Source organism: Actinomycetospora sp. NBRC 106375 (genome assembly GCF_030269665.1).
Taxonomy (GTDB): Bacteria; Actinomycetota; Actinomycetes; order Mycobacteriales; family Pseudonocardiaceae; genus Actinomycetospora.
The window spans coordinates 138,371-152,334 of the sequence record NZ_BSTS01000013.1; the positions used below are offsets into that span (position 1 = coordinate 138,371).

Below are 13,964 nucleotides of genomic sequence, written 5' to 3' on the forward strand. Positions count from 1 at the left end.
ACTTTCCGTAGAAGGTGCGCATCAGCCCACCGCCGTGACCGGGACCGCGGGCAGGGTGGAGCCGTAACCGTCCCGGGACAGGGTGAAGGCCTGCCGGAAGCTGCCGGGGGCGAGCGTGTGCGCGACCCGGCGGACGTACCAGAGCCCGTCGTGGGACCACCCCGCCCCGCGGACCCCGACCAGCGCACGGGGGCGCAGCACGGCGCCGTAGCGGGCTCCGTCCAGCTCGCCCTCCGCGACGACCGCGTCCACGCTGCGGTCGACCTCGCCCTGGGCCCGGGCCTGCGCGGAGATCGCGTCGCTGCCGGGGTCCCGCAGCCGCCGCTCGCCCCGTTGGGCACCGGCCGAGGCCCACAACGGGACCGCGGACAGCGGAGGGCGGGACGGGACCGCCGCGACGACGGGCACGACGGTGTCGGTACGGCGGTCGACGATCGCCCCGGAGACCGTGACCGGAGCCCACGCCTGCGCGCGGAAGCTCATCGAGACGACGTTGGTCTCCGGACCGAGGTCGACCGACAGGGCGCCCTGAACGCCGGCCCGGACCGGCGGTCCCCAGTAGAAGCGGCTGGTGCCCGGCGTCGGTCCGGGGAGCGCGTAGGCGGCGTAACCGTGCCGGCGGGCGAGCGTGACGAGATGCTCGAGGTCGGTGCCGTGCTGGGTGGGGATGCGGTCGATCGGCAGCGGTGGGTCCGTGGCCGGGGTGGGCACCGCGAGCGGGTAGATGCCGTCCGCCGCGTACCGCGCGAGGACCGCCAGCACCTGCGGATAGTCGTCCAGGCCCGGGTGCTCGACGTCGCGTTCGGTGCGGTCCATGAGGGTCGAGACGTCCTCGCCCGTGACGCTGAGGGTGGCCTCCCCGGTGTGGTCGCCCGGGGTCCAGCGGACCTCGGTGACGATGCCGTCGGCGAGGACCTGGGGCAGTGCGCCGAAGGTCACGACGAGCACCACGCGGGCGAAGGCCCGCAGCGGCGAGGCGGCCAGCGCGCCGGGGTCCAGCGCGCCGTCGGTGCTCGACCGTCCCGCGTCGAGGGTCACGGTGAACACCGATCGGTCCTCGTCGGACTCGGTCACCTGCACGGAACGCACCCGCGCGGCGAGCGGGCCGGGGAGCGGCACCGGGACCGTGCTCCCGGTCAGCACGGTGAGGCGAAGCCCGAGCGAAGGCACGGTCACATCCCCGGCACGGGGATGACGAGCACGCTCCCGACGGCGTCGGGGCCGGTCAGGGCGTCAGGGTCGAAGGCGGTGTTGGCCTCCGCGATGCGCCACGAGGCCGTCGGGTCCCCGTAGTAGCGCGCGGCGATCAGGTCGAGCCGATCGCCGTCGAGGACCCGGTGGCGCGCCAGGACGACCAGCGAATCCGGCGGCGGGAGGGGGCGACGGCGCACGTAACGCACCTCGCGGCTCCCGCCGGAGGCCAGCGGCACGGACGCGACGCCGGTGTCGAGGCCGGCGTAGCGGCCCGGTCCGGCCACCTCAGCGGCCCGCCGTGACGGCCGCGCTCGCCGAGAGCGCGAGGGACGAGCTCGCCAGGGTCTCCTTGAGCACCTGGTGGGCCAGGAACAACGAGTAGCCCGCGTCCGTCACCTGCAGATCGTGGTATGAGAGGGTCTGCGCGGTCAGCTGCACCGTCGCGCGGATCGGGTTCAGCGTCACGTCGAAGGCTTCCTCCGTGACGGTCAGGCCGGTCAGCCGCACCGGGACCACGCGGGTCGGACCCCACGCCAGCACGGTGAGCGGGGCCTCCGGCGGGAGGATCTCGATCGTGCCGGCGAGCAACATCGCCGCGGACGCGAGGACCTGGTCGGTCGAGGGGTAGAGCAGCATCTCCAGCGCCGCCAGCTGCGGGGCGACCCCGACGGTCGCCGCCACCGAGTCGCCACGCTCGAGATCGTCGGTGGCGTCCACCTCGACCGTCATGGCGATCATCTCCACGGGGGCGCCCCGCGTGCGCAGGGCGTCGCCCGGGGCGACCTGACCGGCCTCCGTGGCCGTCCGCGGCGTCAGCGTCCGGCTGACCTGATCGGGGTTGAATTGGAACGCGACGATCCGCGGAACAGAGCTGGTGCCGGCCACCGACATGATCGCCCCACGGAGCGTCCGTGGGCTCCCGGGAGAGCTGCCCATGGCGCGAAGCATCGATCCAGCGCGTCATCGTCCTGTCAATGCGACGTCACGTCGAAAGCAGTTGGGCGTGGTGAGGGCTCTCATCGCTCTGCCGTCGCGCTTGGCGGGCAGCGCCGCGCCCAGGACATCGCTCCCGCGCCAGCCAATGAGGATCGGCGTGGGACGGGTGAACCACCCCGACCTGTCGGAGACCGACTCGCTTGAGGGCCCGGCAAGCGTCGATCGCTCGGCGCCGCGAATCTCGCACTCAGGTCCGCACCCAAGGACGCGGATGGATGCTCGCGGCGCCGCACGACTGGCATCAGATGCCCTGGTGGACCTGGGCGCCCCCGGCAGGATTCGAACCTGCGACAACCCGCTTTAGGAGGCCGGCCGACCGCCAGTACTAGGCCTGCTACCAGGCACTTTGCTGACGCCGAAGGTCGCAGAACTCGCACCCACGGCCGCGTTCGACACGAGTTCGCACCCAAATCCGCACCCAGATGGAGATCATTCCGGCACCTCCGTGGCGATCGTCGAGATCAGTGCGCCAGTTCGCCGAGCGCACGCAGATCGACTCGACGGCCCACCGCCCCCCGCTGTTAGCGCGGGCGGCGTGCTCGCAGACGAACCTCACGAGCGGCCAGACGGCCGGTCTATCTCGGCCGCGATGAAGGCCGACTCAGCCCTGAGGATCTCGTTGGCCCCGGCGCAGCTAGGCGTTCTCCTCAGTCGGGGCGAGTGAGCGAGAGCCCGCTGGCGCGTATTCCGACCTGGCGCATCCAGCCCCTACGGGACACCGCGACGAGCGCGGCGACGGTCTCCACCACCGTCGGCGCTCGGCGGGCCGAACCTTGTCGAGCCAATCGGCGCTGGCCCGCGTGGTCGGGGCGCCCCGCACTGGCCGGGCCGTGCCGCCTGCGTGCTCGCCTGGCGGCGTGCGAGTCGCCCTGCTGCGCCCCGACCCATACCTGCTCGCCCGAGAGTTCGAGCAGGACAGCGCCGGATAACCGAGCCAACGACATCGGTGGTCGCGGGCCCTGGGCGACATCGGTCTGGTTGTCGCCTTCGAGGGATCGCCATGGTGGTCCTCGCCGCCAGAGGTCGTTGTGGGGGATCGCCGACAGGCGCATCGCAGGGTTCCGAAGAGACCTACGACGCGGCGATGCCGTATCTATCCTGTTCATCTGTTGTGTGCGCAGTCGACCGGGCCAATGGTTTCTAACGGCACCCGATGTCATGATTCTTGAGGACCGACTGGCTATGGACAGAATGTCCGCAAGGTCGGTTCTGCTCCAACTGTCCGACTTCGTTGCTGAGGAGGGCGAGTGTGGAAGAAAACTATGACGCTCGGCAGGCACGGGAGCTGGCGGAAAGGGCGAGATCGACGAGAAGCTACGATCACCAAGACAAGGCATATGAGAACGCTGTAAGGAGCTACGAGCGCCTCTATAGGCGAGAGCCAGGTCTCTACTGGAGCGACTACTGGCAAGTACTCACCGACGGGTCATGGTGCCTACGTCGTCAGGCCCGTCTCGAACTTGCTGCGGCGTGGAGTCGCGAGGCCGAGGCGGTCCTGGCGAGGCGAGATGCCTACGAATGGAAGCGGGGGGATAGATCGGGTCTACCGGATCGCCGGGATGTGCTTCTGGAACTCGCTAAGCAGGCTAAGTACGAGAACAATGCGTCTGAAGCTGCTCGCATCCTCTCGCACGGGATCGAGCGGCAGGAACCTGACGTGGTTCACGAGCTCACCGACTACTGTCTCCGACGGGCCGGCCCGGCCACCAAGAAGCATTGGTTAGCTCGCGCGATTGAGATCGGGGGCCCCCAGTGCGTCGCCGATCTCGCCTACGCCCTCGCACGGGAGAAACCGTCTAGTCTGGGGCTAACCGGGCTCGCTGATCTTCTCGAACGGGCGGCTGTGTTACCGGGTTCTGAGTCGCCATCGGGTCCGATCTACCAGTTCGCCGAAGTCTTGACTCGTCAAGATGAAGGCGGCGACCGTCTCTCTCGGCTCGTCAGCCGGGTCGTAGAGATCGGCAGAGTAGAGCTGGCCGATCAGGTTGCGAAGTTAATAGCAGGCCGAATCGAGACGCTCCGAGCTGCCAGTCTGCTCGAACAGATGAGCGCTAGTGCCGACCCCGAAGTATCGTCAGTGGGTCTCCGTCACCTAAGTCGCATCTCTGTCGAGTTCCAAGACGACACCGCCAAGGCGACCTCTATTCTGACGCGAGCACTTTGTGAGGACCGAGCCGATGTAGTGAAATCTACCGTAAGCGACTTGTTGTCGACGGGGAAGATCGCAATTGTGACGGAATGCCTCGACGCAGCTCTTGGCAGAGGTGGAGGCGGCATCGCGTGGCGAGGCTATCTCGATGTTGCGTATTTCCTCGCGATCGAAGGTGACCCTGAGTCGGCTCGTGAAATCTATCAGCGAATCATCGAGTCGGGCGACGAGAAGAGCGCAAAGCGCGCTGCCGGTAACCTCAAATTCTTGCGTTCTGTCGAGACGTGAGAGCCTATCGGCGCGGGGCCGAGAACCGAAGGAGTGGAATGGCTCGCATGACAGATCGCCTGCGAGGCCGGTACAAGGCCCGGTTGCCCACCGCGTCCTCGACCGGCATGTGGCCACCGTGCCAGCGGGTGCCGAGCCTATCGACCCGCTTCCCGGCAACCACTTGAACCAGGCATCCCGACTCCGCGCCACTCGCAGCACATCACCTCGACCAGACCGGGTGTGAACAGCGGTCCGCCGTGTTGGTGGTTGAGCTATGCGTCCTGCTCGCAGCGGTCGGGCCGGGTTAGACCCCGCATGACTGCCACCACGACGGTGCCGGTCCCGGGCGCCGTTCCTTCCCCGGGACGAAGTCCGGGACCGACCCTTCACTCAGCACTGGGTGTCGTTGTGCGCCGGACACCGCGAGTGAGGTCCCACTGTGAGCACTTTGGGTGCTCGCTCGGGCCACCCTGCAGATGCCGGCCCGTAGCCAGGTTTGGTGGTTGGGGCTCGGGGGTTGTCGGCAATAGAGAGTACTCGCTGGAACGGTGCCGTGGTCAAAGCTCAACTCTGGGGACGGTCGCGAAGAGAAGCAGAAGCGCAGAGGCCGCGAGGCGGGGCATTCAGACTCGGTTCAGGCTGGGTCTCCAACCGGCGTCGGCTCCTTAACAGTTCTGTACGTTATTCGTAAAGGGGCTCGGTCCGCGGGTGCGGGTGCGTTGCGTTGAGCAGATCATGCGGCGTGCAATGCGAGCAGCACGATGTGGGCGCGGGCGAACATAGCGGCGCACCCCGGCCCGAGGCCTAGCAGCGGCGAGATCGACACCGGACCAGGACCTGTCCACCGGTGGTGGCGACGTTGAGGATGTCGAGGTCCCAGCCTCGTGGCGCAGCGCTGGGGAGGGACCTCGCTCATCAGGGCGACGTCCACGGCGTAGAAGCCACCGACCGCGAATCCGCCCATCAGCGAGAACACCACGATGCCGGTGACGGTGGGCGCCTCGGGCGGCACCGCCGCCGCAGGAGAAGCCGGAGTGGTCAGGCTCGTGACGGAGACCCCTGCGGGTCAGGCGGTGAATGTGGCGATGGGTTGACCGACCTCCACAAGATAGGTCGAGAGCATTTGCCCAGTCCCAGGGCCGAGGTCGGTGGCGTTGTGTGGTGTTCGAGGCGGGATCAGGAAGCCGTCGCCAGCCTCGAGGGTCAAGGTGGAGCCCCCGGCGACCTCCATCTGCACGGTGCCGGCGACGATGTATCCGACCTCCTCGCCGGGGTGGGTGTGCCAGCCGGACGCGACGCCAACGGGGATCTGGGTCAGCACCTGCACGATCTCTCGGCCCGAGATCGAGGAATCGGCCCGCTGGACCTCTCGGCGCTCGAGTGAGGCGGCGAGCGCGTCCCGCGGTGAGTTGCTGCCGGCCGCCTCAGAGCTCATGGCTGACTCTTCTGCGAGGGGGAGCGCCGGGGTCGCGAGCTGCGCGCTGCCGTCCGAGGTACAAGTCGTGTCGCATTGAGAAGGATGCGGCGGCTTCGGCGACGGCGTAGGCAGCGTCTCGGGAGACGCTTGGCCACGGCGCGGTCATGGGGTGCCCTGGATTGTGGATGTGGTGTCGGCGAGGAAGGCGAGCAGCTCGTGGTTGACCTCCGAGCTATGGGTGACGCACTGGACGTGGGGTCCGCCGTCGATCTCCACGTAGCGGGCGTTCGGTAGCGCGGCGCGCAGCCGGCGGCCCTGCCCGTCGATCGACAGGATGCGGTCGGCGGTGCCGTGCAGGATGAGGGTCGGTACGTCGATATGTGCGTAATCGGCGGTGAAGTCGTCGAGCCAGCCGAACACGCAGGCCCACGTCGCTTGGGGGGACGCGTCGGTGCCGGCGGCCCAGATGGCGCGGACGGTCTCCTCGCTGAGGCGCTTGCCGAGATTGTGGTCAAGATTGAGGAAGTCGCTGACCAGCCCGGTGAGCCAGGTGTAACGGTCGGCGAGGATGGCGTTCTGGACGTCGGCGACCCCGGCCGCGCGCGTGGCCGCCGCCCGGGTCACCGGCGGGATGGTCGTCGAGGTCTTCCGGGCCGCGGTCGCCGCCCGCCGGCCAGCGTGCTCTCCGACAACGGGATGGTGTTCACCACCCGCTTCGCCGGCGGCCGGGCCCGCGCCAAGACCCGCAACGGGTTCGAGACCGAGCTCGCCGGACTCGGGGTCGAGCAGGAGAACTCCAAGCCGAACCACCCACAGACCTGCGGCAAGGTCGAGTGGCTGCAACAGACCCAGAAACGCTGGCTGGCCGCCCAACCCGTCCAGCCGGCCACCGTCGCCGTGAACCACCCCGGCGTGTCGGACACCGAGGCGATTCAGGTCCGGGAGGCGTCGATCGCTTGACGCTGTGAATCTCGCACCCAAGTCCGCACCCACGGACACGGATGGATGCTTGCGGCGTGGCACTACCGGCATCAGATGCCCTGCTCGACCTGGGTGCCCCCGGCAGGATTCGAACCTGCGACAACCCGCTTTAGGAGAGCGGTGCTCTATCCCCTGAGCTACGGGGGCCCGGGGAACAGCGTACCGACCGCGGGGCCCGGGTGGATCAGGTCCGGGCCGAGCGGGCGATCGGGCCGGACGGGGCGTCGTCGCGACCCGTGCGGGGCACCGACCACTTCAGCTCGATCTCCAGCTCCATCGTGTCGCCGTGCGGCTCGATCTCGAGCTCGCAGCGCAGCTCGTCGGCCAGGTGCAGCGTCACCGGCGCTCCGGTGAGGGAGAGCTCCACGGGGCCGCCGGCGGCGATCGCCGCCGCGAGGTCGGCGAGCCACCGCGCGGTCTCCTGGCGGGTCAGTGTCGCCTTCTGCTCGATCTCGCCCTTCGACATGACCCCTCCTCGCACGCGGTCGCCCGAGTGTGCGCGCTCCGCGGCCGGATGGGGATGCCTCACGCCGTTTCGGGCTCCTGCCGGATCGGGAAACGCGAGGACACCGCCGGCCGAGTGCTGGCGGGTGGGGCGGCTCCGTCGGGGTTGAGAAGGCAGCGCCGGCGGGGTCGTCACCTCGACCGCGGTCAGTGACGTGCCTCGACACCAAGCCGAGCACGACCTCACGGCGCGGAGGGTGGCGATCAGGAGTACTCGACGACCGACTCGGCCTCGTCGGGCATGCGGCTCGCCGGCACGTCGACGCGGCGCGAGTTCTCGGTGGCCTCGACCAGCGCCTGGTGGAAGCGGGTCATCTCCGGGCCGCCCTCGGCCGGGACGACGCGCGAGCCGCGCTCGGTGGACCCGACCGGGGTGCTGAGCAGCCCGAGGCCCTCGGCCGCCGTGGTCACCTCGAGCTGGTGGAGGCGGTGGAAGGCGAGCTGGAGGTCGGGGTCGACGCCGTCGCGCTCCGGGTCGCGGTCGACGACCACGAGCACGTCGGGCGTGAGCAGCATCTCGGTGAACGTGTGCCGGGCGCGGCCGCGGCCGAGGAAGCGTCCGCCGCTCGCGACGACGTCGGTGCGCACGGCGTGCGTGACCTCGGGCAGCGGGTCGCGGACGAGCCCGCGCTGCTGGGCCTGCTCGCGGATCAGCGAGATGACGGCGATCGGCAGGCTGTGCACGCCGATGACGCGCGACGACGAGGCCGACGAACTGCGGTGGGTCCCCACGACACCCCTCCCACTGCGCGCCGGAGCCGGGGATCCGACACCCGGAGGCACTCGCGACGTCGCATGGGTGTGGTCGGAGTGAGCCAGGTGCGCGTTACACCAGGACACCCGGTCGGATGACGCGTGCGACGGTGGAGGGATGACCCACCAGGACGATCCGGACCTATCGGACGAGGTGGACCGGGCCGCGGACCTCCTCGCGCGGGCCCGGCGTGTCACGGTGCTCACCGGTGCCGGCGTCTCCACCGACTCCGGGATCCCCGACTTCCGCGGGCCGCAGGGCGTGTGGACCCGCGACCCGGCCGCGGAGCGCCTCGCGACCCTGCAGGCCTACGTCGAGGACCCGGAGGTGCGCCGCGAGGCGTGGCGCCAGCGCGCCGTGCACCCCGTCTGGGAGGCCCGGCCCGGTCCGGCGCACACGGCGCTGGTCGACCTCGAGCGCACGGGGCGGCTGCACGCGCTGCTCACCCAGAACATCGACGAACTGCACCAGACGGCCGGCTCGTCGCCGGACCTCGTGGTCGAGCTGCACGGGACGATGCACCACACGCAGTGCCTCTCCTGCGGCGCGCGGGCACCGATGGCCGAGACGCTCGCGCGGGTCGCGGCGGGGGAGGACGACCCGCCGTGCCCCCACTGCGGCGGCATCCTCAAGTCGGCGACGATCTCGTTCGGCGAGAACCTCGACGCGGGCGTGCTGATGCGCGCCCGGCAGGCGGCGATCGACACCGACGTGCTGCTGGCGGTGGGGACCTCGCTCGGCGTCCACCCGGCCGCGGGCGTCGTCGACCTCGCCGCGGCGGCCGGCGCGTCGGTGGTCATCGTCAACGGGGCGGAGACGCCGTACGACGACGTCGCCGACGTCGTGCTGCGCGGCGGGATCTCCGAGCTGCTGCCGCGGCTGGTCGCCGGGCTCTGAGCAGGCTCAGCGCCGGTCAGCGCCCCGGTCCGTGCAGACCGAAGATGAGCGACGGGTCGGCGGGGTCCCAGGCGTTGTCCCGCTGCGAGCGCCGGCCGATGTCCCGGCAGCGTTCCAGGAGCCGGCGGCCCACCGTGAGCTGGCCGTCCTCCCACGCCGCCAGGGAAGCGGCGACGTCGCCGGAGTGCGAGCGCAGCGCGTCGGCGAGCGCCCAGGCGTCGTCCGCGGCCTTGGCCGTCCCCGCGGCGGCGTGCGGGCGGACGGCGAAGGCGGCGTCGCCGAGCACCGCGACCCGTCCGGCGGTCATGGCCGACACCTCGATGTCGTACACGGCCTGCACGAACGGCGTCTCGGCGCCGGTGACGACCTCCGCGATCGGCGGGGCGAGCTCCCGGCGCGCGGTGTCGCGGAACTCGTCGACCGCGTCGTCGGCGAGCATCCCCGGCGGCACCGACACCCGGCGCTCCTGCCCGTCGCGCCCGGCGAGGAGGCGGTCGAGCGGCGCGCCGTCCGCGACGTTGCGGTACCAGACGAAGTTGGCCAGCCGCTCGCCCGGCACGACGGTCCCCCCGGGGCCGGGGATGGGGTAGACGAGGATGTGGCTGTCGGTGATCACCTGGTAGGTGATGGCGTCGCGGAGCTCGGCGAACGTCGCGCCAGTCAGGGTCTTCTCGGCGAGCGTGCCGCGGTAGGCGACGTAGCCGGAGTACGCCGAGGTCGCCGTGGGGAAGAGCCGCCCCCGGGTGATCGAGTTGATGCCGTCGGCGGCGACCAGCAGGTCGACGTCGGTGCTCCCGCCGTCGGCGAACGTCACGCGCACCCCGTCGGGACCATCGGCGAACGCGGTCATCTCCCGGCCGAGGTGGTAGCGGTCGGCGTCGAGGAGGCGCAGCAGCTCCCGGTAGATCGCGTTCCACGACGAGAAGCGGTAGCCGTGGTCGATCCGGTGGCGGCACGAGCCGTCCCGCCACAGGTAGCGGATCGCGGAGGTGCGGGAGCAGAACCCGTCCGGGTCGATCCCGCCCCGCTCGACGAAGTAGCGCACGGTCGCGTCGAGCACCGCGATCCCCGCCCCGCGGGCGTCGAGCTCCGAGCGCGAGCGCTCGTAGACGTGCACGTCGCAACCGAGGTCCCGCAGCAACAGGGCGGTGGTGATCCCGCCGATGGAGCCGCCGACGACGGCCACGTGGAGTCTCACGCGGGCGGGACCCCGAACGTCGCGATCTTGTCCACGGTCAGCTCGAAGAGGATGCGGCTCTCGCCCACCGACGCGTCGCGCAGCGCGTAGTCGCCGTCGTCGCCGGTGTACTTGCGCCAGATGCGGTTGAGCTGGTCGGTCACCCACTGCCCGTCCGCCGGGTCGTCCTCGGCGATCTCGCGGTGCACCGTCGTCTTGATCGAGAGCCAGTGGTACGGCTCGTCGGGGTTCATCAGCATGAACGTCGCGTGCGGGGTGGCGCGCAGCCAGCCCACCTTCTTGCGGTGGTGCGCGAGGTTGAGCAGGACCAGCTCGCCCTCGTAGTCGAACCAGACCGGCGTCAGGTTCGGCAGCCCGTCCCGGCCGACGACGGCGACGGTCGCGGTGACGGGACGGTCGAGCAGCTGGCGGTAGGTCGGGTCGAGCTCGCCGAGGTGCGCGACGGCGTGCCGATCGCCGACCGTGAACTGTCCGGGCTGCGTGCCCTGCGAGACGTCCTTGATGTTGGCGACGCTGATGCTCACCACGGGCCTCCCGCGACGGTGTGGGCGTGATCCGGAAGCGAGCGTAGGTTCCTGTGATCAGGGGCACAACGCCCGCGTCGACCCCGGTGAGGAGCTCCGTGACGGCGCGATCCCTGGCGGCCCACCTCGCGCGGGCCTGGCGGGCGGCGGGGACGTCGGTCCTGTTCGGGGTGCCGGGCGGCGGCGCGAACCTCGACGTCGTCGGCGCGGTCGAGCAGGAGGGCCTGCGCTTCGTCCTCGCCCACGACGAGACCGCGGCCGCGATCATGGCCGGCGCGCACGGGCTGCTCACCGGCACGGTCGGCGCCGCCGTCGTCACCCGCGGGCCCGGGGTCACCGCCGCGGCCACGGGGCTGGCGCAGGCGACCCTCGACCGCTCGCCGCTGGTGCTGGTCAGCGACGCCGTGCCGCGCGCGACCGCCGAGCGGGTCGCCCACCAGCGCCTCGACCAGGTGGCGGCGACGAGACCGCTGGCCACGTGGTCGGGCACGCTCGGGACACGGGACCCCGCCGCCGTGGCGGGGGCGGCGGTCGATCTGGCCCGCCGCGGACCGGGCGGCGTGCACCTCCAGCTCGATCCCACCGCCGAGGGGGACCCGCCGCCGCGCCTCGACCCCGTTCCCGACCTCGACGGCGCCGCGCTGGCCCGCGCCCGCCGGCTCGCCCGCGGTGCCCGCCGCCCGGTCGTGCTCGTCGGCCCGGCCGGTGTCGACGCCCCCGGCCTCGACCGGCTCGCCGCGGCCGGGACGCCCGTGCTGTGCACCTACCAGGCGAAGGGCGCGGTCCCCGACGAGCAGAGCGCCGGGCTCTTCACCGGCGGCGTCCTCGAGCGCCCGCTGCTGGCGGAGGCCGACCTCATCCTGGCCCTCGGCGTCGACCCGGTGGAGCCGATCCCGTCCGCGTGGACGTACGACGCCCCCGTCGTGGTGCTGCACCCGCAGCCCGTGGACGGGCGGTGGTTCGGCGCGCCGGAGATCGTCGTCGGACCCCTCGCGCAGAGCCTGCCGCCCCTGCTCGACGACCTCGACCCCCGCTGGGAACCCGGCGCGGCCGCCGCGCACCGCCGGCGCACCCTCGCCGCCCTCGAGCCCGCCGGCGCGGGGTTCTCGCCCCACGACGTGGTGCGGGCGTCGATGGAGCACGCCGCGCCGGCGACGACCCTGAGCGTCGACGCCGGCGCGCACATGCTGGTCGCCATGCCGCTGTGGGAGGCCCGTGCCCCGCGCCGCGTGCTGATCTCCAACGGGCTGGCGACGATGGGGTTCGCGCTGCCCGCCGCGATCGGGGCGGCGCTGGCCCGCCCGGGCGAGCCGGTGGTGTGCTTCGTCGGCGACGGCGGGCTCGGGATGACCCTCGCCGAGCTCGAGACCGTGGTGCGCCTGGAGCTCGACGTCACCGTCGTCGTGTTCGACGACGCCGCGCTGAGCCTCATCGAGATCAAGCAGACCGAGGGCCAGGGCGCGGCCGGTGCCGTGCGGTACGGCGCGGTCGACTTCGCCGCGGTCGCCCGCGGGACGGGGATGCCCGCCGACACCGTGGCCTCGCGCGACGAGCTGCGGGCCGTGCTGGCCGGGGCGACCCGCGGTCCGCGGCTCGTGGACGCGCGCATCGACCCGTCCTGCTACGCCGCGGTCCTGGCCGCCACCCGCGGGTGAGCGGTCAGCGGGGGTGACCCGTCAGCGGGCCCCGAAGTCGGACAGGAAGCGCGCCATGGGGACCGGGCTGACCGCGACGTCGCCGACGAACGGCTGGTCGATCGCCACGCAGACGAACAGCAGGACCCCGATGACGGCCGCGAGGCTGCCCGTCATCAACAGGTGCAGCGTCGTGCTGCGCAGCCCGAACACCATCGCGAAGCCGATGGTCACCACGCCCCCGAACACCAGCGCGACCCACAGCACGCCGGGGAGGCCCTGGCCCACGTAGTCGAGGCGCTGCGACCGGAACGAGACGAGCTCGGCGAACCGGTCGGCCTCGACCCCGACGTACTCCTGGCGCACGGGGGTGTCGGCCGGCAGCGCCGCGAGGTGGTCGGCGATGCGATCGAGCGCCGCGGCCGCGGCAGGGTCGCCCGGTTCGCCGCGCGCCATGGCCGGCCACTCCTGCGTGATCACCGCGCGGGCGTAGAGCTCCACGTCGGCCTCGATGCGCCCGCGCGCGTCGGGCGGGAACGCGACCGTCTCGCGGTAGAGGCCGCGCAGCGCGCTCGCCTCCTCCCCGACGAGGTCCGCCGCCTGGCTGAACTGCTGCCACGACACGATCACGACGAACGCGAGCAGCACCGCGTAGATGACGCCGACGATCGCGATGCCGTAGCCGGTGACGTCGTTGTGGTCGCCCTGCGCGAGGTGCGGCCACCGCCGACGGACGAGCAGCTGCACGCCGACCGCCACGGCCGTGACCACGACGACGAGGAGCAGGAAGAGCAGCCAGATGGGCATGCGGGTCATCGTGGCTCCGCGGGGGAGGGCTGGACGGCGGCCACGACGGCAGCCTATCGGGGCAACCTCCTGCGACCAGGCCGACCACGGTGTGCGTCCGCGCGATCACGGGCGGAGGATCGGGGCATGACCTCAGTCGACCTCGCCCAGGTGCCCCAGCGTCTCGCGACGGGCGCCTTCATCCTCAACTCCGGGCTCCAGAAGTGGTCCGGCGACGAGCAGACCGCCGCCGGCGTGCACGGCATGGCGGCGGGCACCTACCCCTTCGTGAAGAACGTCGACCCGCCGACCTTCCTCAAGGGCCTGGCGGCCGGCGAGATCGCCCTGGGCTCCGCGCTGCTCACCCCGTTCGTGCCCGGCCGCCTCGCGGGCGTCGCGCTGGTCGGGTTCGCCGGGAGCCTGCTCGGGCTCTACGTCCGGACGCCGGGCATGCACGACGGCAACCTGCGCCCGACCCAGCAGGGCACGCCGATCGCCAAGGACATCTGGATGCTCGGCATCGGCGCGGCGCTGGTGCTCGGCGGCCGCAACCGCCGCCGCGACGAGAAGATCGCGCGGAAGGCGGAGAAGAAGGCGCTGAAGGTCGCCCGCCAGGAGGCCAAGGCCGAGGCGAAGGCCGGGGCGAAGCTCGCGGTCTGA

General features: G+C 71.6%; 15 protein-coding genes and 1 tRNA gene. 5 read left to right on the forward strand and 11 right to left on the reverse strand.

What is annotated here, in order from left to right; all coding sequences use genetic code 11:
- Window positions 1-21: 21 nt before the first annotated feature.
- Genes QSK03_RS21950 through QSK03_RS21960 form a run of 3 tightly spaced genes read right to left on the reverse strand, consistent with a single transcriptional unit; the run spans window position 22 to window position 2,130 of the window.
- On the reverse strand, window positions 22-1,170 hold the full coding sequence (locus QSK03_RS21950) for a hypothetical protein (protein ID WP_285656680.1): 1,149 nt from the start codon (window positions 1,168-1,170) through the stop codon (window positions 22-24).
- Between the two features lie 2 nt (window positions 1,171-1,172).
- Complete coding sequence (locus QSK03_RS21955) at window positions 1,173-1,478, reverse strand: LysM peptidoglycan-binding domain-containing protein (protein ID WP_285656682.1); 306 nt, start codon at window positions 1,476-1,478, stop codon at window positions 1,173-1,175.
- A 1-nt stretch (window position 1,479) separates the two neighbouring features.
- Window positions 1,480-2,130, reverse strand: a complete 651-nt coding sequence (locus QSK03_RS21960) for a hypothetical protein (RefSeq protein WP_285656685.1) — start codon at window positions 2,128-2,130, stop codon at window positions 1,480-1,482.
- Between the two features lie 1,309 nt (window positions 2,131-3,439).
- Here QSK03_RS21960 and QSK03_RS21965 point away from each other — a divergent pair.
- The gene (locus QSK03_RS21965; protein ID WP_285656688.1) at window positions 3,440-4,627 is read left to right on the forward strand and encodes a hypothetical protein; all 1,188 of its coding nucleotides are present in this window, start codon (window positions 3,440-3,442) and stop codon (window positions 4,625-4,627) included.
- A 1,048-nt stretch (window positions 4,628-5,675) separates the two neighbouring features.
- Here the strand turns inward: QSK03_RS21965 and QSK03_RS21970 are convergent.
- A complete protein-coding gene (locus tag QSK03_RS21970; protein WP_285656690.1) occupies window positions 5,676-6,044 on the reverse strand; it encodes a cupin domain-containing protein in 369 nt (122 codons plus the stop codon).
- 144 nt (window positions 6,045-6,188) lie between these two features.
- Complete coding sequence (locus QSK03_RS21975; protein WP_285656692.1) at window positions 6,189-6,650, reverse strand: alpha/beta fold hydrolase; 462 nt, start codon at window positions 6,648-6,650, stop codon at window positions 6,189-6,191.
- Between the two features lie 72 nt (window positions 6,651-6,722).
- On the opposite strand from QSK03_RS21975, the gene QSK03_RS21980 reads away from it, so the two are divergent.
- On the forward strand, window positions 6,723-6,986 hold the full coding sequence (locus QSK03_RS21980; RefSeq protein WP_285656695.1) for a hypothetical protein: 264 nt from the start codon (window positions 6,723-6,725) through the stop codon (window positions 6,984-6,986).
- Between the two features lie 94 nt (window positions 6,987-7,080).
- Here QSK03_RS21980 and QSK03_RS21985 read toward each other — a convergent pair.
- From QSK03_RS21985 to QSK03_RS21995, 3 genes are all read right to left on the reverse strand, one after another.
- A tRNA-Arg gene (locus QSK03_RS21985) sits at window positions 7,081-7,154 on the reverse strand.
- Between the two features lie 37 nt (window positions 7,155-7,191).
- Window positions 7,192-7,473, reverse strand: a complete 282-nt coding sequence (locus QSK03_RS21990; RefSeq protein WP_285656700.1) for an amphi-Trp domain-containing protein — start codon at window positions 7,471-7,473, stop codon at window positions 7,192-7,194.
- 242 nt (window positions 7,474-7,715) lie between these two features.
- Window positions 7,716-8,243, reverse strand: a complete 528-nt coding sequence (locus QSK03_RS21995; RefSeq protein ID WP_285656703.1) for a hypothetical protein — start codon at window positions 8,241-8,243, stop codon at window positions 7,716-7,718.
- 139 nt (window positions 8,244-8,382) lie between these two features.
- Here QSK03_RS21995 and QSK03_RS22000 point away from each other — a divergent pair, with 139 nt between their 5' ends.
- Window positions 8,383-9,162: an SIR2 family NAD-dependent protein deacylase gene (locus QSK03_RS22000; protein ID WP_285656706.1), complete on the forward strand. Its 780-nt coding sequence runs from the start codon at window positions 8,383-8,385 to the stop codon at window positions 9,160-9,162.
- Between the two features lie 16 nt (window positions 9,163-9,178).
- Here QSK03_RS22000 and QSK03_RS22005 read toward each other — a convergent pair whose 3' ends face one another.
- Together QSK03_RS22005 and QSK03_RS22010 are read right to left on the reverse strand one after the other, a co-directional pair.
- Window positions 9,179-10,360, reverse strand: coding sequence for an FAD binding domain-containing protein (locus QSK03_RS22005; RefSeq protein ID WP_285656708.1), 1,182 nt, complete (start codon window positions 10,358-10,360; stop codon window positions 9,179-9,181).
- Window positions 10,357-10,884: a PPOX class F420-dependent oxidoreductase gene (locus QSK03_RS22010; RefSeq protein ID WP_285656710.1), complete on the reverse strand. Its 528-nt coding sequence runs from the start codon at window positions 10,882-10,884 to the stop codon at window positions 10,357-10,359. The genes QSK03_RS22005 and QSK03_RS22010 overlap by 4 nt, the downstream gene beginning before the upstream one ends.
- A 98-nt stretch (window positions 10,885-10,982) precedes the next feature.
- Between QSK03_RS22010 and QSK03_RS22015 the strand changes: the two genes are divergently transcribed.
- A complete protein-coding gene (locus tag QSK03_RS22015) occupies window positions 10,983-12,539 on the forward strand; it encodes a thiamine pyrophosphate-binding protein (protein WP_285656711.1) in 1,557 nt (518 codons plus the stop codon).
- A gap of 21 nt (window positions 12,540-12,560) precedes the next feature.
- Here the strand turns inward: QSK03_RS22015 and QSK03_RS22020 are convergent, their stop codons facing one another.
- On the reverse strand, window positions 12,561-13,334 hold the full coding sequence (locus tag QSK03_RS22020) for a bestrophin-like domain (RefSeq protein ID WP_285656712.1): 774 nt from the start codon (window positions 13,332-13,334) through the stop codon (window positions 12,561-12,563).
- Between the two features lie 117 nt (window positions 13,335-13,451).
- Between QSK03_RS22020 and QSK03_RS22025 the strand changes: the two genes are divergently transcribed.
- Window positions 13,452-13,964 carry a hypothetical protein gene (locus QSK03_RS22025; RefSeq protein ID WP_285656715.1) on the forward strand — a complete coding sequence of 171 codons (513 nt, stop codon included), beginning with the start codon at window positions 13,452-13,454 and terminating at the stop codon, window positions 13,962-13,964.

Bases quoted from the DNA above. Each gene is read 5' to 3' on its own strand.
- QSK03_RS21960 (WP_285656685.1), bottom strand. From the start codon at position 2,130: ATGGGCAGCTCTCCCGGGAGCCCACGGACGCTCCGTGGGGCGATCATG.
- QSK03_RS21970 (WP_285656690.1), bottom strand. From the start codon at position 6,044: ATGAGCTCTGAGGCGGCCGGCAGCAACTCACCGCGGGACGCGCTCGCC.
- QSK03_RS21980 (WP_285656695.1), top strand. From the start codon at position 6,723: ATGGTGTTCACCACCCGCTTCGCCGGCGGCCGGGCCCGCGCCAAGACC.
- QSK03_RS21990 (WP_285656700.1), bottom strand. From the start codon at position 7,473: ATGTCGAAGGGCGAGATCGAGCAGAAGGCGACACTGACCCGCCAGGAG.
- QSK03_RS22000 (WP_285656706.1), top strand. From the start codon at position 8,383: ATGACCCACCAGGACGATCCGGACCTATCGGACGAGGTGGACCGGGCC.
- QSK03_RS22020 (WP_285656712.1), bottom strand. From the start codon at position 13,334: ATGACCCGCATGCCCATCTGGCTGCTCTTCCTGCTCCTCGTCGTCGTG.
- QSK03_RS22025 (WP_285656715.1), top strand. From the start codon at position 13,452: ATGACCTCAGTCGACCTCGCCCAGGTGCCCCAGCGTCTCGCGACGGGC.